The sequence below is a fragment of the Mesorhizobium sp. M0496 genome (assembly GCF_040321205.1).
Lineage (GTDB): Bacteria > Pseudomonadota > Alphaproteobacteria > Rhizobiales > Rhizobiaceae > Mesorhizobium.
On sequence record NZ_JAMYRC010000029.1, the window covers coordinates 16,412 to 36,484 of the forward strand.

12 protein-coding genes and 5 pseudogenes are annotated in these 20,073 nt (G+C 58.9%); 5 read left to right on the plus strand and 12 right to left on the minus strand.

What is annotated here, in order from left to right:
• Position 1 precedes the first annotated feature (1 nt).
• From NKI73_RS22270 to NKI73_RS22285, 4 genes are all read right to left on the minus strand, one after another.
• Positions 2–826, minus strand: a complete 825-nt coding sequence (locus tag NKI73_RS22270) for an ABC transporter permease (RefSeq protein ID WP_352633019.1) — start codon at positions 824–826, stop codon at positions 2–4.
• An 82-nt stretch (positions 827–908) separates the two neighbouring features.
• The gene (locus NKI73_RS22275) at positions 909–1,946 is read right to left on the minus strand and encodes an extracellular solute-binding protein (protein WP_023783295.1); all 1,038 of its coding nucleotides are present in this window, start codon (positions 1,944–1,946) and stop codon (positions 909–911) included.
• Between the two features lie 35 nt (positions 1,947–1,981).
• Entirely contained in the window at positions 1,982–3,082 is a 1,101-nt protein-coding gene (locus tag NKI73_RS22280; protein WP_023783294.1) for an ABC transporter ATP-binding protein, read from the minus strand.
• A 687-nt stretch (positions 3,083–3,769) separates the two neighbouring features.
• A complete protein-coding gene (locus NKI73_RS22285; protein ID WP_023783293.1) occupies positions 3,770–4,063 on the minus strand; it encodes a LysR family transcriptional regulator in 294 nt (97 codons plus the stop codon).
• Positions 4,064–4,673: 610 nt separating this feature from the next.
• Between NKI73_RS22285 and NKI73_RS22290 the strand changes: the two genes are divergently transcribed.
• From NKI73_RS22290 to NKI73_RS22300, 3 genes are all read left to right on the plus strand, one after another.
• Positions 4,674–5,921 carry an ATP-grasp domain-containing protein gene (locus tag NKI73_RS22290; protein WP_352633020.1) on the plus strand — a complete coding sequence of 416 codons (1,248 nt, stop codon included), beginning with the start codon at positions 4,674–4,676 and terminating at the stop codon, positions 5,919–5,921.
• Between the two features lie 186 nt (positions 5,922–6,107).
• Positions 6,108–6,656, plus strand: a complete 549-nt coding sequence (locus NKI73_RS22295; protein WP_352633021.1) for a GNAT family N-acetyltransferase — start codon at positions 6,108–6,110, stop codon at positions 6,654–6,656.
• 273 nt (positions 6,657–6,929) lie between these two features.
• The gene (locus NKI73_RS22300) at positions 6,930–7,919 is read left to right on the plus strand and encodes a D-alanine--D-alanine ligase family protein (protein WP_023783290.1); all 990 of its coding nucleotides are present in this window, start codon (positions 6,930–6,932) and stop codon (positions 7,917–7,919) included.
• A 172-nt stretch (positions 7,920–8,091) separates the two neighbouring features.
• On the opposite strand, the gene NKI73_RS22305 is transcribed toward NKI73_RS22300, so the two are convergent.
• From NKI73_RS22305 to NKI73_RS33695, 3 genes and pseudogenes are all read right to left on the minus strand, one after another.
• Positions 8,092–9,033, minus strand: a complete 942-nt coding sequence (locus tag NKI73_RS22305; protein WP_023783289.1) for a methyltransferase domain-containing protein — start codon at positions 9,031–9,033, stop codon at positions 8,092–8,094.
• A gap of 141 nt (positions 9,034–9,174) precedes the next feature.
• Entirely contained in the window at positions 9,175–10,227 is a 1,053-nt protein-coding gene (locus NKI73_RS33690) for a lysine 2,3-aminomutase (protein ID WP_031240974.1), read from the minus strand.
• A gap of 240 nt (positions 10,228–10,467) precedes the next feature.
• Positions 10,468–11,850, minus strand: a pseudogene (locus NKI73_RS33695) (condensation domain-containing protein); the annotation flags it as partial.
• Positions 11,851–13,356: 1,506 nt separating this feature from the next.
• On the opposite strand from NKI73_RS33695, the gene NKI73_RS22320 reads away from it, so the two are divergent.
• A complete protein-coding gene (locus tag NKI73_RS22320) occupies positions 13,357–14,589 on the plus strand; it encodes an ATP-grasp domain-containing protein (RefSeq protein WP_352633023.1) in 1,233 nt (410 codons plus the stop codon).
• 122 nt (positions 14,590–14,711) lie between these two features.
• Here NKI73_RS22320 and NKI73_RS22325 read toward each other — a convergent pair.
• From NKI73_RS22325 to NKI73_RS22345, 5 genes and pseudogenes are all read right to left on the minus strand, one after another.
• Positions 14,712–15,824: pseudogene (locus NKI73_RS22325) on the minus strand (IS110 family RNA-guided transposase); the annotation flags it as partial.
• A 234-nt stretch (positions 15,825–16,058) separates the two neighbouring features.
• Positions 16,059–16,614 (minus strand): annotated as a pseudogene (locus NKI73_RS22330) (IS110 family transposase); the annotation flags it as partial.
• A 122-nt stretch (positions 16,615–16,736) separates the two neighbouring features.
• A pseudogene (locus NKI73_RS22335) lies at positions 16,737–17,021 on the minus strand (IS66 family transposase); the annotation flags it as partial.
• A 104-nt stretch (positions 17,022–17,125) separates the two neighbouring features.
• Positions 17,126–17,275 (minus strand): annotated as a pseudogene (gene tnpB / locus NKI73_RS22340) (IS66 family insertion sequence element accessory protein TnpB); the annotation flags it as partial.
• Between the two features lie 663 nt (positions 17,276–17,938).
• Positions 17,939–18,139, minus strand: coding sequence for a helix-turn-helix domain-containing protein (locus NKI73_RS22345; protein WP_084567515.1), 201 nt, complete (start codon positions 18,137–18,139; stop codon positions 17,939–17,941).
• Between the two features lie 130 nt (positions 18,140–18,269).
• Between NKI73_RS22345 and NKI73_RS22350 the strand changes: the two genes are divergently transcribed.
• Positions 18,270–20,051, plus strand: a complete 1,782-nt coding sequence (locus NKI73_RS22350) for a CocE/NonD family hydrolase (RefSeq protein ID WP_023783282.1) — start codon at positions 18,270–18,272, stop codon at positions 20,049–20,051.
• Positions 20,052–20,073 lie beyond the last annotated feature (22 nt).

Consider the following 20,073-nt stretch of genomic DNA (forward strand, 5'->3'; position numbering starts at 1 on the left):
CTCACATGCCCGAATGCGGCGCGACGCGGCGATAAAGCGCGTAGAGAGCGAGGCTGGCCGCAAGTAATACGGTAGAAATTGCTGCGGCAAGTTCCCAGCTCGGCATCTTATTGATCAAGACGTCGAGGACATTTGCTATCATTGAGACGCGCCCGCCGCCAAGGAGTGCCGGAGTGATGTAGAACCCGATTGCTGAGATGAAGACCAGGAGAGTGCTCGCGGCAAGAGCTGGCAGAGTCAAGGGAAAGAAAACCATCCAGAATGTCTGGACGTCCGATCCGCCTAAGGTCGCTGCGGCCTGCAGCAGGCGTCGGTCGAGCTTCGTCATCGCGGCATAGAGGGGTAGGACCATGAACGGGATGAGAATGTTCGTCATGCCGATGATCACCCCGAGTTCGTTGTACATCAGAGCGATTGGTTGATCTATAACACCCAGAGACAGCAGCGCCCGATTGACGATGCCAGCATTTCCGAGGAGTACGATCCAAGCATAACTCCGCACCAGGACGCTGACCCAGAAGGGTATGACTACGAAAGCCATCGCGACCAACCGCCCAGTTGGCGATAGCCGGGTCATCCAATAGGCAACTGGATATCCAAGCAAAGCGGAGCAAAAGGTGGTAATTGCGGCCACCTTGAAGGTGTTCAGCAGGACTTTGAGATAAACCTCTTGCTCAATCAGGTGTTGGTAGTTTGCCAGCGTCCATGAGGGCGCGAAGCTGGTACGCAACATTAGCAAAATCGGAACGTCGAATGCGACCAACATGATCACAGCTAACGGAAGCACGTATGCAAAGCCGTTGCGATTGAGCCCGGTACGTCCCATGTCCTAATTCCGCCAGCTGTTTTAATTCCGGCTCGCTGCCCTATTCACTTCCAGGCAGCGAACCAGAGGACTCAATATACTTTCAAAGTCCCAACTTGAATTCCTGCCAGCGCTCTTCGACTTCCTTGCCGTGATCGACCCACCATTTGTAGTCGTAACCGACCTGGACATCCTTGTTCTGCTTCGCGGTCGGGAACTGACCGATCTTATCCTTTGGCAAGAGGGCACTAAGATCCGGGCTGGTTCCGGTATACGAAATGACGGTCGCCGCCACAGCCTGATTCTCCGGCATAGTCATCTCGTGCAGCAGCTTCATCGCGGCAGCCTTTTGCGCCGGGTTGGCGCCGCGCGGGACGGCGAAGAAGCTGAGATCGATCAGACCTTGGTTGAATGAGTAGTCCAGCTTCGGCTCGGTGGTGACCCGCCCTGACCATGCGATAGCATACTGAACTTCATTGTCATTCAGGAGTTGGGGCGGCTGGGCACCGGTGGACCACCAGACGGCAACCTCGGGGCTAAGCTTTTTCAAACTCTTGAAGGCTCGGTCAAGATCGAGTGGATAGAGCTGTTCAGGCTTAACGCCGTCGGCCAACAAGGCCATCGGAATAGCATAAAATGCAATGTCCGGGAGGGCGCGCTTACCCGGGAAATCTTTGACATTCCAGAAATCGGCCAAGGTCTTTGGCGCCTTGGCGTCCTTACGCCACGTCATGATTGTTGAATAATACTCATATCCCAGTGCGTAATCATCGCGCGCCTCGGGAAACATCGGCAAGGGAGCGATCGCACCCCAATCGAGCGGCTCAATCAGGTTCAAAGCCTTGGCCTGCTGGACCTCAGTGCCAACGAGCTCGAAAAGCACTGCCGAGATGCTGCCGGACGCGACCATCGCCTGCAGCTTTCCGATCCCGTTCGGGTTCTCGCGGACCACCTTTACGCCAGTCTTTTGCGTGAACGGCTCGATGTAGCCTTTCTGGATCGAGTCACCGGATTGACCGCCGGCTTCGACCATGCGGAGTTCAGTTACCGCATCATCCGCCTTGGCGTCGAAGGAAGCACCAGCAAAGACTGTTGCCCCCGCAAGCAATGCGAACGCGGAAAGCGTCCTTTTCATTTTCATGGTCAAGTTCCTCTCAGACTTTTTGTTATGTTAACTTAGACTGGTAGTAATACGGGGCGCTCACTACGTACCGCGGCGCCATCGGGAATGAGCCACACGGCTTCGGCATCCCAATCGAGGCGAACGGATGCCCCAGGCGGATATGGCCGCCCCGTTTGCATGCAAGCGGCGATCAATGGTGTGCCGCGCACTGTCTCGACATGATAACGAACGGTCTGTCCGAGATAGACGGATTCGATGACGGTCGCGGGGACACCCCGCTCCGAATTCGGCCCGAGCACGCGAACATGTTCAGGCCGTATGCTGATGGTAACCAGCGAACCGGACGGCTCGTCCGAAGCGCGGTAGGGCAATTCCTCGCCGGAGCGGAGCCGGACGACCCAATTCCCGGCACCGTGCCGGATCGCTTCGCCGTCAAGGCAATTGGTAGTGCCGAGAAAGCCTGCGACAAACCGGTTGGCGGGTCGGGTATAGGCTTCCAGGGGCTCGGCGATCTGCTGAACCGCGCCGTCGGCCAGGACCAGCACGCGATCCGAGAGGGAAAGCGCTTCCTCCTGATCGTGGGTGACCAGGATCGTGGTAATTCCGAGTTTGCGCTGCAATTGTTTCAGCTCAACTTGCAACTGCTCGCGCAGCATTCGGTCCAGAGCCGCAAGCGGTTCATCGAGCAGCAGGATATCGGGCTGAAACACGATGGCCCGCGCAAACGCAACGCGCTGCTGCTGGCCGCCGGAAAGCTGGGTAGGGCGCCGGGCTTCGAAACCGCGTAGTCGCACCAGGTCCAGCGCATCGCCCACCCGCCGCCGCGCATCCTCTGCCGTCACGCCCCGGACCTTCAACGGAAAAGCTACGTTATCGAACACTGACATATGCGGAAACAACGCGTAGCTTTGGAACACCAGCCCGATATTGCGTTGCGCCGGTCGGGTTGCCGTAACGTCGCGCCCACCGAGGACGATACGACCGGTGGTTGGCTCCGTCAGGCCGGCAATCAGCGAGAGGACCGTCGTTTTTCCCGACCCGCTGGGTCCGAGAATGGTGACGAACTCGCCCTGCTGGGCCACGAAGTCGAGCCGCTCCAGCGCGCGGAACTGGCCGTATTGCTTCGAAAGCCCCTCAAGACTGATCGATGCCATCGCCCGGGCGCCTCCCTTGTTGCCTCTGCTCCCTGTATCTTCGTTAAAAACCATTGCGCGTCTAACATTTTTTAGACATAGATCAATCGCGAATGGGCAATAATACCAACTCTCAAGCATCGCGCGAGTTCGTCGTGATCGCAGAACGCGACGAACATACCGCTGCGGCCCTCTCCCTGAACATCGTGCAATCGAAGCCGGACGAACGTCGAGGTTGAGGAGAACCCTGCCACCAGCCTGTTCGAACGCACCACAATGCGCGCCGTGTTCTCGAGGATTCAACAGCGCGCTATCACGGTTCCAGCTTTACCATTGCCAGTATGGCGGCTCGGGCGGGCGTCATCCCGCCACAAAAATGGAACAAGGCCAGAGCCTTCCTCGTTCCGTGCCCCCCCGCACCGCGCGCAAACAGTCAGTTGCTGCGCCAGAATTCTATGACGGCAGCCGCCTCCGCCCACGCGACGCCCAAATCAAAGCCCTCCCTCGCGATCCGCGCCTTCACAGCGTCTGGCCAGTTCCAGCGCTTTCTGCCCCCTGGATGTGGACTTGCGGACTCGCTAATGCTGGGGCACGGCACTCAGCATTGAAAGCAAACGCCATCGCGGGCCCGTGATGCCAGCCCACGGCAACGCGCATATGGGTTATCAGCCACATCGACGGGAAAGCATCGGCGGAGCCAATCGTGACCTACCGGGTCCAATCGCGGCGTTTCATGATCCTCAAGACTTCCGACGCCCGTAAAAAGCTGCTTGCCAGCAACCTATAGAGGTCTTCGCCAGTGCTGGTAAGCACGACGTCAGCTCCTGACCCCTCAATCAGCCGAACGCCAAGCTCCCCCTCAATGGCTTTGATCTGCCGACGGATCTCTTCCGATGTCAATTCTAGCTCGGAAGCCGCAAGCTTGAACGAGAGATGGCGTGCCGATGCCTCGAATATCTCAAGGGCAGTCAAGGACGGGAGATCATAATAGCGGCGAACCAATTAGCACTCCAATAGGATTGGCGATCGCGAACCGCACGACTTTCTATTACGTGTCACCACTGGCCGAGTGTCGGATTGCGGCCGTCGGCCTTAACCCCCGCAAGTTGCGTGCCGATTGGGGCGTTCTGGCAGCATGCATCCACTCACCCGTACCGATGGCCGGCCCTGGTGACGGTTTCGTCAGGTTTCCGACATTCTTGTCCAGCTTAGGACACAAGGTTTGTGGACGGAGATGCGCGGGATCGGGCCGCGATCAGTTTGCCACGAACTGAGCCATCGCCATCTTGCCAGCTGTATCAATCCCTCATAGGCGAACTGGAGGTCCGGTGGATGGGGGCCTTCCAGTGGTAGCAGCCCTCAATCCCCGCCCGAGAACGGGCTCGACTGGAAAACGCCTGCAGAGCGCTGACGCGGTGTTGCGACGACCATTAGAACCCGCCCCACACTAGGCGGTTCAACGTCGCAACAGATCCTTCAACTAAATTTACAGAACCTTTACGACCGCCGACCACTGGCAATGATAGCTTATCTGCAAAGCTTTGAGCCCAACTGAAAGTTTGAGGCCTGTTTAGGCTCAACCGCCGCACAGAACGTAACGGAGACCCCGCCAATGGCAAGCAGAGCGCTCATCCTGGTCGAAGGCGATACGACGGGTACTGGTCTTCTATACGTCCAAGCGGCCCGGCGTCTTGGTCTTCATCCAATTACCCTATCGGCTGATCCATCTCAGTACGACTATGAGGCAATCTGTGTCGATACCGCCAATCTCGACGCGCTGATCCGCGAATGTTCCCATTTAGGGGCTACTTGTGACATTGCTGGCATCACGTCGTCCCTGGAGGATTACTACGCAACCGTTGGCAAGCTTTGCCGGCATTTCGATCTACCGGGACCGAATCCCGAATCGATTGAACGATGCTGCGACAAACCCGCTCAACGTCAGCTCCTCGCGGATGCCGGCGTTCCAGTACCTGCTTTTCGCGTCGCCGCAAATGCGGCGGAGGTGGAAAGCGCTGCCGCGGAATTCGGCCTGCCGGTGGTTCTTAAGCCAGCCGTGGGCGCAGGCAGCAAAGGTGTCCGATTGTGCCGCAACGCAGATGAGGTGGCCGAACATACGACCTATCTGTTGGGCGGGAAGCACAAATGGCGGTCTTCGCCGAGGATATTGGTCGAAGAATTCGCACAAGGCCCCCAGTATAGCATTGAAACCATGGGAAATGAGGTCATTGGGATTGCCGCCGCTGACTTCGGTCCCCCACCGCATTTTGTGCTTCGTCAGTTCACGTTCCCGGAGACGTTTACTGATGAGGAGCATTCGCGTATCGTCGGTATTGCGCTTGGTTGTATGCGAGCTCTCGGCGTTGGCTGGGGGCCCATGAACATCGAATTCCGATGGACGAAGCGTGGCCCCGTCGTCATTGAGGTCAATCCGCGCCTTGGTGGCGTGCCTACTCCTCAACTGGTTCAGCTGGCTTGCGGTGTCGATCTCGTCACCGAGCACATCAAGCTCGTCATCGGCGACGAATGGGATTTGCGAACAAAGCAATCGCAGACTGCGGCCGCGCGGATCCTGGTTCCTGATCGGGATGGCATCCTCGATTGGATCGATGGTGCGCGTAGGGCGGCTGCTATGCCAGGTGTCGTCGAGGTTAAATTGTATGCCAAACCCAACATGCCGATCGTCAGGAACGGCGATTTCCGCGATTGGATCGGATATGTCATCGCAGTTTCACCCAGCCGTGCTGGGACAGAGGCAATACTTCAGCGTGCCGTCGACTCAATCGATTGGTCGATCTCACCATTCCCGGACCTGGCGAACAGGAAGAATTGGCGGCCACCAGCAGGGGGAGTCCCGTAAAGGCGATGGGCGCCGAGCTTGATGTATTGATGGGACGGAAGAAACACAGGCGGGCGGGCGGAGGACGTCCTCTGTTCTCAGCTCGTGGAAAGGTTCGGTCGAGCCCGCATGAAAGCCGTCGTCAAGTGAAATTGAGGTTGGACAAGCTTGCCGACATCCATCTCGAAATATCGATGAGTTGTACCGATGAGGCTGACGACCGAACGTCTAATATTACGTCCCTGGGAGGACAAAGACCGGGGCCCAATGGCAAGAATTTACGGTGATGCGCATGTCAGACGGTTCTCTCCCAAAGTGCTGACGGTCGAGGACGCGAATGTCAGGATTGACCTTGCGATCGAGCGCGCCCGGACCAACGGGTTTCACTATCAGGCGGCGGAGCTGAAATGCAGCGGCGAGCTTGTTGGTCTGATAGGGCTTGGCGTCCTCTCGGAGACGGTGCAGGCGGCAATTCCCAACCATCCGCGCGTCGAAATCGGATGGGTGCTCGCAAAGGAGCATTGGGGCAAAGGACTCGCGCCGGAAGGCGCGCGGGCATGGCTTGACTACGCTTGGTCAATCGGTCTGCCTGAGGTCGCTGCCTGCACGGCGAGGGAGAACGCGCCGAGCCAAAGGGTCATGCAGAAGATCGGCATGATCTACGATCCAACGGGCGACTACAAAAACCGGACATTCGGCGAGGGTCATTGGTTGCGGCCGGGCGTGGTCTATCGGAAACGGAACCCGACACAATGACGCGCAGCATTCCGCTGTCGCGGCGTAAAACACGTGGATCGCCCCTCTGCTCGCACAACCTCCTCGGTGGCACGCCGATTGCTTGGACACGGTGCAGGACCCATTCCCATAGCGGTGTCGCATGCTCCGACCGAGGAGGTCCGGCCCAAGCTCGCTCGCCGCTTGGCCAACCGATACCGGCGGGGCACGCGGCGCCAGACGAGTGTTGTCTTCGGTCGATCAAATCCGAACGAATGAAGATGACAGCGGAGCAAACATCCAAGGAGTAAGCACATGCGAATAGCTATTGTGCGGAATGATGAAAACACGGGTGTGATCAACCGGCTTGGTCAGCCTTGTCCCGAGAAATTCGGCCGCGATGCAGGCAACCGCCTGGCGGCGGCACTGCAAGAGGGCGGGCACGAGACGCTGCTGTGCGAAGGCGATAAAGGGCTGCTTGCTACGCTTGAGCGGTTCATGCCTTCCCAAACCTGCCCCTCGGGAATCGTTTTCAACCTGGCATACGGAATTCAGGGCGAGAGCCGTCTCACCCACGTTCCGGCCATGCTCGAGATGGCTGGCGTACCGTACACCGGATCCGGCCCGCTCGGGCATGGGCTGGCGCTCGACAAGGTTATCACCAAGAGTCTCATCCGCGATCGTGGGATGCCGACGCCGAACTTTCGCGTTATGCGTCGCGGCACGCAGAGTACTGGCGACCTGCAATTCCCATTGGTAGTGAAGCCGCGCCACGAATCCGACAGCTGCGGAGTGCAACTCGTACATGAGCCCGCTCAGTTAAGGCACGCTGTAGAAGTGATCGTCACGCAGTATGCGCAGGATGCGCTCGTGGAAGAGTACATCGAAGGGAGAGAAATCTGCGTCGCGCTGCTGGGAAACGGAGAGCTTGAAGTGTTGCCTCTGGTGGAGCAGGACTTCGGCGATTGCGAAACCCGTCTTGTGACTTGGGAAGCGAAGCACATGGCGGTCGCGCCGCCGCCGAAGATTTGCCCGGCTCAGATCGGAAGCAGCCTTGCGACGGTGCTGCGAGATATTTCGGTTGCGACTTTCCGTGCCTGCCAATGCCGTGATTACGCTCGCATCGACTTCCGGATCGACCGCTCCGGCCAGCCGCTTGTCCTGGAGATCAATACCATGCCGGGGTTTGATACGGGCAACGCTTACACCTTAGCCGCGATGACCGCCGGATACAGCTTCTCAGGCTTGGTCAATCGCATCCTGGATGTCGCTCACGCGCGGTATTTCGGATCCGCATTCCCCTGACATGCAGACATCCCACCAAGCGAGAGGCTTCTTCGCATGTCCGTCGAACGCCGGCACTTACAGTTAGGTATGCAACCAAAACGATAATCGGATGGTAGTCGAATTCAAAGCAGACGGCTACGACTAGGCAGGGAAGCAGAAGTCGGCCCTTGATGGGCCGACGAATTGTGTTTCAAACCCGTCGCCCGCTGCCTACCAAGGCGTTGCGCACTATACGCGCTTCGAAGTCACTGTGAGAGGTTTGTGTCACGACGAGCCCGAAATACTCATCAAGGAGCGCGAGCACGCGCTGCGTGTGGCTCCGGAGCTTCTCTAGCCCATACATCTTCACGACGTATTCGGCTAACAGTTGGAGAGCGCTCTCTTCGTCTTCTCCGTGGAAGACGAATGGGTCTGTGATTCGCTGGACAGTCACGTCATCGAACTGCGCAGCAGCGAACAGATCGAGCACCTCGCCTGCGGTAAAATGAGGATAGTCATGCGGGGTCACGGAATGAGTTGACACCACGTCAGCGAACCAGCGAGCAGTGGGGGAGCCCTCTTCAAAGTCATGAAGAACAAAGATGCCACCGGGCCGGAGAATTCGTGCAGCCGCCCGGACAGCAGTGGCGCGCTCAGCGCGCGGGATGTGGTGCGTGCCGTAAGCCATCAGCACACCATCCACCGATCCATCTTTTATCCAGAACGGATCGGTCGCGCCCTGCCAGGTCGCAAACAGGCCATCTCGGATGCAACGGTCCACCATGAACTGTGAGACGTCAGAGTTGATGAAACTTGGGCAGCGCGCCTCACCCAAGAGTTGGTGCGCTACCTTGTTCACGTAGCCGTCACCGGCGAGAAGATCGCAGAAGATCAGTGATGAACACAGTCCGTCGCGACCATTGGGGTGCATTTTTCCCAGTAGATCCATCACACCCTCCGATCGTGCCAGCAGGGACAGTTGGATGCTGTCGAGGTAATCCGAACCACGCCCTTCCGGGGTGAACTCGTTGCGCGACAGTTTGGCAAGGCAGTCGAATGACTCTCTAGCGATTTTGGGCTCGATAGCCTTGAAGGCCACCGGATTTATTTTTTCCAACTGGGAGAGATGCGAATCTATACTATTGGGAAACATAGCGTTCTCCATGGTGATCAGGTGCCGGCGGGTAGAGCGATAGAACCTGTTCTTGGTTGAGTTTACGGACACCGGCCTTGGAGAGATTGTTGCGGCCGTGGGAGCCTAGAGCACGCCGTATTTCATGGGCGCCTTTGGATCTCATCCTTCGGGCAGATCGTCCAACCAGCAGGCGCCCTCAAGGTGCGGCCGGGAAAAGATCTTTCCGATCTTTTCGGGACTCTTGTTTTGATGATACCGCATGTAGATACGGCCATCGGCTCCAAGGTCGAGGACTTCGATCTTTCCTGTGTGATGGGACATGATGTATTTGAAGGTTTTTTGGATGCCGCTGAGGCGTTGGTTGATGCCGCGAGCAATCTCTATTCCGCGCCGCAGTGAAACCTGAAAATGGGAAGCGCCTTTCACCGGTCTGGCCTGAAAGAGATAGTACGGGCGGATACCCATTTGGTGACATTTGGCGAATGTGGCAGCCAAGATCTCAGGATCATCGTTGACTTTCGCGAGAAGCACGGTTTGGTTCAGGAACTGCACGCCCTGTGCGCGCAAGGAGCGAATCTTGTGCTCCGCCTCAACCGAGATTTCGCCAATGTGGTCGAAGTGCGTGACGATCACAGCGGCTTTACACGCTTCATCGATCCGTTTGAACAAAGCCGGTAACGCGGGATCCTCGAACCGTTTGGGCTGATAGGCTAGTGTTTTTGTACCGAATCGAATCGAATCCAGATGTCGGATTGGCAGCAGATGATCAAGCATCTTGTCGAGCTTGGCCGTGCTGAGTACCAGCGGATCGCCCCCTGTTATCAGCACGTTCGTAATCTCGGGATGGCCGCGAATATATTGGCCAATTTGCGCGAAATCAGCTGCGATTTCATCGGAATCCTTTCCGACAAGGCGTTTGCGAAGGCAATAGCGGCAATATGAGGCGCAACGGTCCGTTGCCATCACCAACCCGGTCTGGGCGTACTTGTGCTGAAACCCGGGAAAGACCGTGTTAACTAGCTCGCCGCTCGTGTCCAGGGTTCCGGGACTTTCGAACTCTTGGAATGAAGGCTCCACGATGTACTTGAGCTGTTCGTAATAACCGCTGTTGGTGATCTGCTCACGATAAGACTTTGTGACATGATAGCGCATGATGCTACTGGCTTGCAGTTCCCCCGCGGTAACGACGCGCGGCCCCTCGATGAAATTCATCACCGTTGTGTCGGGTCGCGGGGCCGAGTTGGCGGGTGGTGCTTGAGGAGGGCAAACGAGAGGCGCCGCAGCGGTCGCCCGCGCCTTCAGCTCTCCATCGCTAAGGCTCTGGTCCTTGTAGACGACCGCGATCGTTTTCGGATCCCGCTCCGTCTGCGCCCCAAGCAGTTCGTGAACCCAGCGTTCCTGAAGACAGGCTTCTTCCGCTGAGTCTGATTCAATCGCAAATCGACGCTCCTCCGCCAACAGAAGCGGTACCGACCAGACTCGCTGCCCGGGACCGGCCGCCATCTGGCTCAGCGCCTGCTGCAAATAGCTCACAAACCGCTTCACCGTGCTCCGCTCAAACAGAGACGTCGGATAGACCAGCCTTCCACAGATCGCGTCGCCAACCTCGGAAAGGTTAAGAACGAGATCATGTTGCGCGACACGATCGCCAACGCCTACATATTCAAGCTCGAGCCCCGGCAGTTCGGCCGGCTCCCCAGGATTGTTTTGCCATGTAAATATAACCTCCGGTTTGTGGGGCGGATCGATGAGTTCCACCGCCTGCTCAAATGGCAGGTCCTGATCATCCTGCGCCCCAGGCGCGACGGCATTCGCCCGTTCTAGCAATGTCTCCAGTGTCGGATCTCCCGACAGATCAATGCGCAACGCCAGGGTCCTGACGAAGCAGCCGATCAGCCCCTCGATCTCGGAGCGGGGGCGGTTGGCGCGAGGTGTGCCGATCACCAGCTCGTTTCGACCCGACAGCCGCGCCAGTACCAGCGCCCAGCCCGCCAGCAGGGTCACGAACAGCGTCGTCCCATGATGCTGGCTCAGTTCCTTGAGCTGTGCACTCAGCCGCTCGTCCAACACGAACTCGACATAACTGCCACTGTAGTCTCGCTGCGCCGGCCGCGGCCGGTCTGTCGGCAGCTCCAGCACTTCTGGCGTGCTGTCCAGCATTCGGAGCCAGTATTCCGACTGCCGCTGCAGGAGTTCCTTTGCCAGCCGACCTCGCTGCCAAATCGCGTAGTCCGCATACTGCACCGGCAATGGCCTCAGCCGATCCGCGCGGCCTTCCCGGGCCGCGGCGTAGAGCTCGCTAAGCTCGCAGACCAGAATCTCCCGCGACCGGCCGTCCGAGACCATGCGGTGCATGATGATCAGCAGTATATGATCGTCCTCCGCCAAGCGCGCCAGTCGTGTACGGATCAGCGGCCCCGCTTCCAGGTCGAACACCGCCTGCCCTTCAAAACGCATGAGCTCCGCGAGGGTCGCCTCCACATCCGCTACCGCCGTCAGATCGTATCGTTTCAGCGGCAGGCCGATGTCCGCCGGTCCAATCCTTTGGAACGGCTCGCCGCCTTCCACCCCGAAGGTGGTGCGCAGCACCTCATGACGCGCCACCAATCCGTTCAAGGCCGATTGCAGGGCCGCCTCGTCCAACTCGCCGCGGAGCCGAAGCCCCACATAGATGAGATCGGCCAAACTGCCGCCCTTCAGATGTGACAGGAGCCAAAGCCGCTGCTGGGGGAATGACAGCGGCACCCGCGACCGACGCGGCAGAGCTTCAATTGCCGCGTTCGCACCCAGTGCAGCGTCTGTCGGATTGATTTGGATTGTTCGAGCAAGCTTCATGTAGACCTCCTCGGTCGGAGAGTGCGTTGCCTACGGTCGTAATCGATCTTCGCCGTGTTTCATGCAATCGGCGTGCCACCGGAAAAGCTGAGCGAGCAAGAGGGGCAAAACCACACGTTTCATGCCGCAACGCGGAGGGCATACACCTCATTGTGTCGGGGTCCGAACAGGAATGTCTTCAACCGGACGGCTGGCACAGAGGTGCCGTCCCGCGACGGGCGGTAGCTCGGCAGCACACTGGTCATCAGCTGTTTCCGGTGTGTGTCGATGCCGGCTCAATACCCCCAGAAGTGCCGTTTGAGTCTTCCCCAGTTTAGCGCTGTCGCGGGTCTTCCGGAGCGCGCTCCGGGAGACCGGCGGCGCGTGATCGTTGATGCTTCTCCTGATGGTCGGGAGAGGGGTTTCGGTGACCAAGATCGGGGAGATGATGATGATACTGGATTTGCATCGGCAGGGCCTGTACGGCGATCGACAGGGAGAGCGGGACCGACCGCAAGACGGTGCGCAAATACATTGCTCGCGGGCTTGAGGCTCCGGCCTATGGACCGCGCAAGCCGCGTCAGGCGGTGATCGATCCCTTCACAGCCTATCTTCGCGAACGCGTCACGCGATATCCCGGGCTCACCGGCAGCCGGTCTTTCCGCGAACTGAAGGACGTCGGCTATAGCGGCGGCTACGTGAGGTGCACGGCGGCTAGACCCGCGAGGCCGAACTTACGGGTCAGTTCAAACGTGGTGAAGCTCTTTGGCACCGGTCTGCCCTCGTCTATTGCTGCGCGATTGTTTCACCCGCGATCGTGGGTCGGCGCTATCCCATGCTCTCAAATGCGACCGCGTGCCAGAGGCCGTCAGCGGTGCTGACCAATCTCAGATGGGAGCATTCCGATCAAGTGCAAACTTCTACAGGATCGGACTGGTGGGACGATCAGGCGATCAGGCGCGGTTCTCAACAAACAAGCAATCGCCCCCGGCGGCGCGGGTGCTGTCGGCGGCGAGCTAGCCGAACCGATATGCTGCTGCCCGTGCTCTGGCTAATCCTCCTAGGTATCTTGTTGGTGGCGAGACCGCATTCTAAACGCGGTTCGGGAGCCAAAGATCTAGCCTTCCAGGCGTTGTTGCAGTTGGTTGTCTAAATTGGCAGTGTGAAAGCGCGCTGACTCTCTTCGCCACGACAAGAGCCCTGAAGCTTTTGATCTCGAAGTGTCGTAGAAACAGCACTGCGTGAAGCACTTGTGCTTATAATGTCGGGTATCGCTCCGCATCTTGATACCGTTAAAAAAAAGTAAATCCTCGCCTGACACACACTTCCGGCCTCGGGTCCCGAATCGTCTTGCGTCGTACTTCAGTCGTTGCAACAGATCGTTCATATAAAATTTACAGAACCTTTGCAACCGCAACTGGTTAACGATGCTACCTTCGCCACAACGTCTGGGGTCAGGCACGGCTAGGAAAGCTGATGCCAACTTATCCTCGGGCCGCCAGCAGCACGCAACGGAGGTAAACGCCAATGGCAAAAAGAGTGCTCATCCTGCTTGACGGCCTCGTTAGGACTAGTCTGCTATACGTCCAAGCGGCCCGGGCGCTTAATCTTCATCCAATTATCCTGTCGTCTGATCCAGATCAGTACGACTATCTTGCGGCGGAAAGCATTGAGGCAATCCGTGTCGATACAGACGATCTCGATGCGCTGATCTCCGAATGTTCTCGGCTCGGTGCGAGCTATGACATTGCTGGCATTACGTGCGCCGGGGATTCGTTCTATGCCACAGTTGGCAAGCTCTGCCGGTATTTCGATCTGCCGGGACCGAACGCCGCATCCATTGAACGATGCTGCGACAAATTCAGTCAACGTCAGCTCCTCGCGGAGGCCGGCGTTTCAATACCTGCTTATCGCTTGGCAACGGACGCGGCGGACGCAAAAAGCTCTGCCGCGGAGATCGGCCTGCCGGTGATTGTTAAGCCAGCGGTAGGCATCGGCAGCAGCGGTGTCCGATTGTGCCGCGATGTCGATGAATTGACCGAACATACGACCCACCTTTTGGGCGGGGGACACATATGGCGGTCTTCGCCGAGGATACTGGTTGAAGAATTCGCACAAGGCCCCCAGTATGGCGCGAACACAATGGGAAATGCGGTCATCGCAATTGGCTCCGCTGAATACGGCCCACCACCGCATTTCGTCTATCGTGAGTGGAACGTTCCGGCCCAGCTGACTGACTACGCGCGTGAGAGTATCGCCGATGTTTCGCTGAGCTGTTTGCGAGCTCTCGGCCTTGGCTGGGGGCCAACGAACATTGAACTCCGCTGGACGAAGCGTGGCCCGGTCGTCATTGAGGTAAATCCGCGCCTTGCAGGTGGGCCCACTACTAGACTAGTTCAGCTGGCTTATGGTGTCGATCTCGCCACCCAGCACATTAAGCTTGCCATCGGTGACGAATGTGATTTGCGTATAAGGCATTCGCACACTGCGGCCGCGCGGTTCCTGGTTGCTGATCGCGATGGCATCCTCCAACGGATCGATGGCGATGGTCGGGCGGCTGCCATTTCAGGTGTCGCCGAGGTCAGAATGTATGCTGAACCCAATACCCCGATCGTCAGGAAAGGTGATGCCCGAGACTGCATCGGACATGTGATCGCCACTTCACCCAGCCATGATCGGACTAAGGCGATACTTCAGCGTGCCATCGACTTAATCGATTGGTCAATCACACCATTTCCGGCCGTGGGCGAACACGAATGATCTGCAACCTGTTCACTATCCTCGACGCCGCATGAGCGACGGCCCAAGGCGCCGCTTCGCCAGCGACATTCCCGGAGACTGGGAGAGCCTGACGCTCGCATCGAGCCGACCAGCCCATATCACCGCGCGATGTAGCGTTCGAACTTATGACGGAAGCCGTTCTCCCGCTGGCGGATGGCGACTTGTCCAGCGATCCACAGGGTACGGCGCAGCCGAGCATTGCCGAATTTGGAAAGGCGGGTCTGGCCGCGATATTGGCCTGACTGTTGTGTCGAGAGGTCCAGCCCGCAGAACTTCAGAAACTGGCGATGATGAGCGAAACGGCGAAGATCGCCGGCTTCGGCAATGATCGTCAGCGCATTGATCGGCCCGATGCCGGGGATCTGGCGTAGGAGCTGATAGTCCTGGCTGTGCCGCAACAGCTCGTCGGCTTGCGCTTCGATCTCATTGCGCTGCCGGATCAGGCCTCGTACCTCGTCAATGACCATCCGGAACATGCGAATGGCAGGCGCATCAAGCGGCAGCAGCAGTCCGATCCATGAGCGCGCCGTCTCGTAAATATCCATCGGAATCTGTGTCTTGCTGACCTTGCGGCCGACGACATCCCAAGCTACCGTCACAAACTCCTCCTTTGTCAGCGCCGTGATGCCTGCTGGCGTCGGAAAGGCATGGAGGAAGGCGAAGAACCGGTCGCTGCGGCTGTTCTCCCGGAAACGATCGATCTCGGGAAAATACAGCGGCAGATAGTGCGTCAGGATGCGGTGCTGGATCTCGGTCTTGGCCCTGGCGATCGCTTCATGGGTCTTCGACAGCTCCTGCACGTCGTTGATGCCGGCGCGCAGCGGATCATGGTAGACTTGTGTTGCCTGGATCCTGAGCATGTGCAGGATCACCTTTGCATCCTTTGGATCGTTCTTGTCCCAGCTGTTGTGCAACGCTTCTCGGCTTCGGGCCAGCGTCAGCGACGACACCAGCCGCACCTCAAAACCCGCTTCAGCCAGGCGCCATTCTATCGGCCGGTGATAGTTCCCGGTCGCCTCAAAGGCGCAGACCACAGGGCGGCCATACGCCTGCAGCACCTCTATCAGATGGTCGTGCTCAGCACGGGTGTTGAGGACCAAAAGACGACGCCGGAGCTTGTGGCCTGGTGCTTCGATCAGAACTTCATTGCGCACCTTGGCAATGTCGATCGCTACCAGCACCGCAGCGGCGGGTGTAGAATCTAAAGTGGTCATGGTCGGTCTCTCCAGAATGGGTTGTGAACATTCACATTCTAGAGAAACTTTGACTGGCCATGGCCGCCTCGACAGCGGTGCGCGCCTGCAGCGAAAAGCTGCGCGCACCGCTCTCCCGGTCGCCGCCGCTCCGTCATTCCGTAGGTGCTACGGTATCCAGTTCACGACGCTCGGCGCCGGCGGTTCGGCCGTGCCATTGATCAATAGGCCATCGCAAACGGCGAACGCTTGTGGGCTCAGTTCCTCCCGCAGTGTCTGCCTGGCGGCGAGCAGGAATGCGGTGATGTCCGCCAGCTCTGGCATACCGTCAGCAAGTTCCCGTACCCGGACCTCAAATCCCACCTTACCGGTGATGCCCACCTTGAGGCCGAAGTTACGCAGCAAGCCGCGGATGTCGTTCTCGATCGCGATGGCCTTCTCCTGCAGCAGCTTTCGAGCGGTGAGCAGGGCTCGGCGCTGCTGGCTCGTTACTGTCTTGACGTGCACTGGCCGGAACAGGTTGACCCGCATCATCTGGGCGATGCCGCGCGCATCGTTGCGGTCGGTCTTGTTCACCTGCGCCTTGAGGAACGCCTTCGTGTGGCGGGTCTCGATGCAGACTACGGGCAAGCCTGCTTCGGCCAGCTTCCAGCCCGATTCGGACCAGTTGCCATGCGGAGGCCTGGAGCGCCCGAGCAAGGTCTTCCGGGTGGCTGGGCACCTTCAGCTCCCGGCAGATCGAACCCGTTTCGTCCACGATGCAGATCGAAGTCTCTTTGAGAGAGACGTCCAGTCCAGCGTAATGCTTCATGCAGCCTTCCTTTCCTGATGCTTGTGAGGCGATACTCTCACGCTATCATCAGCTCGAAACGCTGCATCCCTAACCATTGCCGTCGCAGACAGGGCTCAAGCCGAATACCCATCAAAACATCAAGCCTTGCCGAGCGACGACTTGGCCGAGACCTCATCGATCAGCATCTTCAGCCGCTCCTCAGTGCCGCCATGAGCGGAGCGCTCCCGGCCTTGCGCACCGACAGGTGCTGCTCGGCGCCCATGCCGCGGATGCATTCCTCGATCCGGTAGATCTCGGCAATAGCGGCGACCTCCGCCAGCCCCTCGCCCGAGCCCGTCGTCTTGACCACCTCGACAAACTTGCGCCGAGCATGGGCCAGACAAAAAGGCAAGCTGCAAAGGTGCGACATTGCTCTTGCGCCGGCGGCCTCACCACTAGGCGGCCCGTCCGACCCAGCCGCCAAGCCTGCCACGGATACCGTAACCCGAGAAGATCTTCGACTGACGATGGAGAGGAAGATGCCAGGGCCGCGCTTGGCGCGGAAGACAAAGACGTCACCGCAGTAGGGATCGGCTGCAGAGCCGAGGCGACAAAGGCAACGAGGCCCATTGATGCCCCGGCGAAAGTCGACCGGCTGCGTCGCCACCACGACCTTCACGTCGCCGCTAAGCGCAATCACCGCCGCACACGCAAGGCATCCACGATGGCGGCCGCCAGGGTCGGATCGACCGAGCCGTCAAGACGAGGCGGCTGGCCTCGCGACTACAGCCCATTACCGCGAACCGCCGCCAACAAGATGTGCGCCTCGTCGAATCCCTCTCTTGCCGATTCCGGCGCCCACCCTGTCGCCGCCCGCCGAGCCTCAGTACTTCTGAAGTACTTCTGAGCAGGCGCGTTGGCAGGCTCGGGGCCGCAACCAGCGAGACCTATCGTGCCCAGCAGAATGCGTCGATTTTCGACCGCCCAGTTTCGCGTCTTGGCCGCGATTGAACCATGCCGGATCGCCGCGCTCGGCGCGCATGTCGAGCCGTGCAACCACTGCGGCCAAAGCGGCAATGCGTCAACAGCTGGCGCGTCCATTGCCCCGCTGCCAATCGCTGGCCCCCGCGCAAAGGATGGAGGATAGTCGCGCTGAACGTCAGCTGCCTGCGATATTGCTCTAATCTGCGCCGCGTTTGGACCTAGTTTTTCCGGAATTCGGAAATGACCTTTGGCAGCACGATGGACGCGACCGAACAAAGGGCCGCTAGGCTCACCACCCCGTTTAGTCCGCTATGGTAAAGCTGAAACCATGACGCGCGCTGCCGAATTCCTCAAGAACACGGCGCGCATTCATCAATAGCTATTCGCCGGACGACGTAAGGACCACTCTTCTAGTGCGCTCGAACAGGCGGGTGCCCAGTTCCTCCCCAACCTCGACAATTGTTCGGCTTAAAGCCGATTGCGCGATGTTCAGGGAGCGCGCCGCAGCGATATATCCGCCGCGCCCGGCGGTCACGACGAACGCCCGGAAAATGGTGAATGTTGCTCTCTCGCTATTAATCTATGCCCAAAAATTATTAGACGTGCAATGATTTTTGAGGAACCTTGCGAGAACAGCCTCTCAAGAGAATAGACGAAGTCGTTACGAAGCAAGAAGGCCAAGCGTTTCACATTATCTTCAGGAGAACTGCATGAGCTTCTCTCGTCACGAAACGTCAGATTCTATCCTCCACTTTGATCTCGTTCGCGGTGCTGCGGGGCTGTATAAGGTTGGCCCGCTGCTGTCGGCGTACGTGACCATGCGCGATGGGGTGAGGCTTGCTTTGGATGTCGTTCGCCCAGCGGACGAGTGCGTCAACACGAAGCGCGACACCATGCTGGTGATGACGCGCTACTGGCGCGGCATCAACGGAGAATCGTCCAACAAGTTCGCTGACCTGTTTGTACCACATGGGTTTGCTGTGGTCGTTGGAGATGTCCGGGGCACCGGCGCCTCTTTCGGCGAGTGGCGACATCACACTTCGCGCACCGAAACGGAGGATTTCAGCGAAGTGCTCGACTGGATCGTTGCGCAGCCCTGGTCCACGGGCCGTGTGGTCGGGTACGGCATGTCCTATACCGCCGACACTGCGCTGTGGATGCCTGAGCGAAATCATCCGGCGCTGAAGGGCATCATCCCGCGGTTTGCCGACTACGATCTCTATGAAGATTGCTATTTCCCGGGTGGGATTTGTTTTAGCCGCTTGGCGCAAGGCTCGTGCACCAGGCAAAAAGAGCTGAATCGCAATGTGAAATTCAACTCGAAAGAAGGCGTGCGCCAGCCCTCGCCGGGCGTTCGTCCGGTTGGAGCGGACGGCGAGGCAGACCTCGAGGTGGCCCTGCTCGATCACGAGCCGGTGCCTTCCTGCTGGGAGGGTTTCCAGCAGGTGACGTTCAAAGACGACCGTCCCGCCACTTGGGGCGGAGTGTCCATGCTCGACTGGAGTCCTCAGGAGGCAGCAGACCGGGTCTCTCGCTCGGGCGTGCCGATCCAAAACTGGGCGGGCTGGTTCGACGCTGGCACAGCGCAGGGAGCTATCCGGTGCTTCGTGAGACTCTCAAACCCGATGAACGTGATCATCGGTCCTTGGAACCATGGCGGCGACTATCCTTACGATCCCCTCCGCGCCCCCGGTGAGATGATCCTTCCAACGCCGGCGACCCAGGAGGCAAATGACATCCGCTTCGCGGACTTGTGCGTCAACGGCCAGGCTGCCCGCGAGCAAGGGAAGGTCCTGCATTATTACACGCTCGGGGAAGGCGCGTGGAAGTCGACCAGCTCTTGGCCGGTCCCGGCCACCCGCCGACGGTGGTACATAGCGAGTAGTTTCCGCCTGAACACATCGCCCGACGAGGCGGGCTTGGACTCACTCCAAGTCGACCCGACGGCCGTTGACGTCGACACGACCCGGTGGGAAACCCAGATGAGCGGCGGACTGAAGGTCGATTATGGAGATCGGCGACAGTTCGATGCCTCTCGCCTCGCCTACACGAGCGAGCCGTTGACGCGTGACATCGAGATCACCGGACATCCTATCATCCATCTGAAGATAACTTCGACTCGCGAGGACGGTAGCTTCTTCGTCTACCTCGAAGCCGTAAAGCCGGACGGGATCTGCTGTTATCTCACGGAAGGTCAGATGCGCGCCCTACACCGGAAGGTGTGGACCGAGTCACCTTTCAGCGTCCTTGGACCGCAGCATAGCTATTTGAAACGCGATGCCGAACCGCTCACGCCGGGCGAGCCCGCCATCCTTGAGTTCACGATGCATCCGATCTCCGTTCGGCTGCCAGCGGGTTACCGCCTGAGGGTATGTCTCGCCGGCAGTGAGAAGGTGTTTGCCAATGTGCCCGCCGACGGGGCGCCGCCCTTCCTGAAGTTTCATCGTGGCCCAGACGGTTGTCACATAGATCTTCCGATCATCGAACCCTGAGCAAAGAAGCCCATCCGGATCA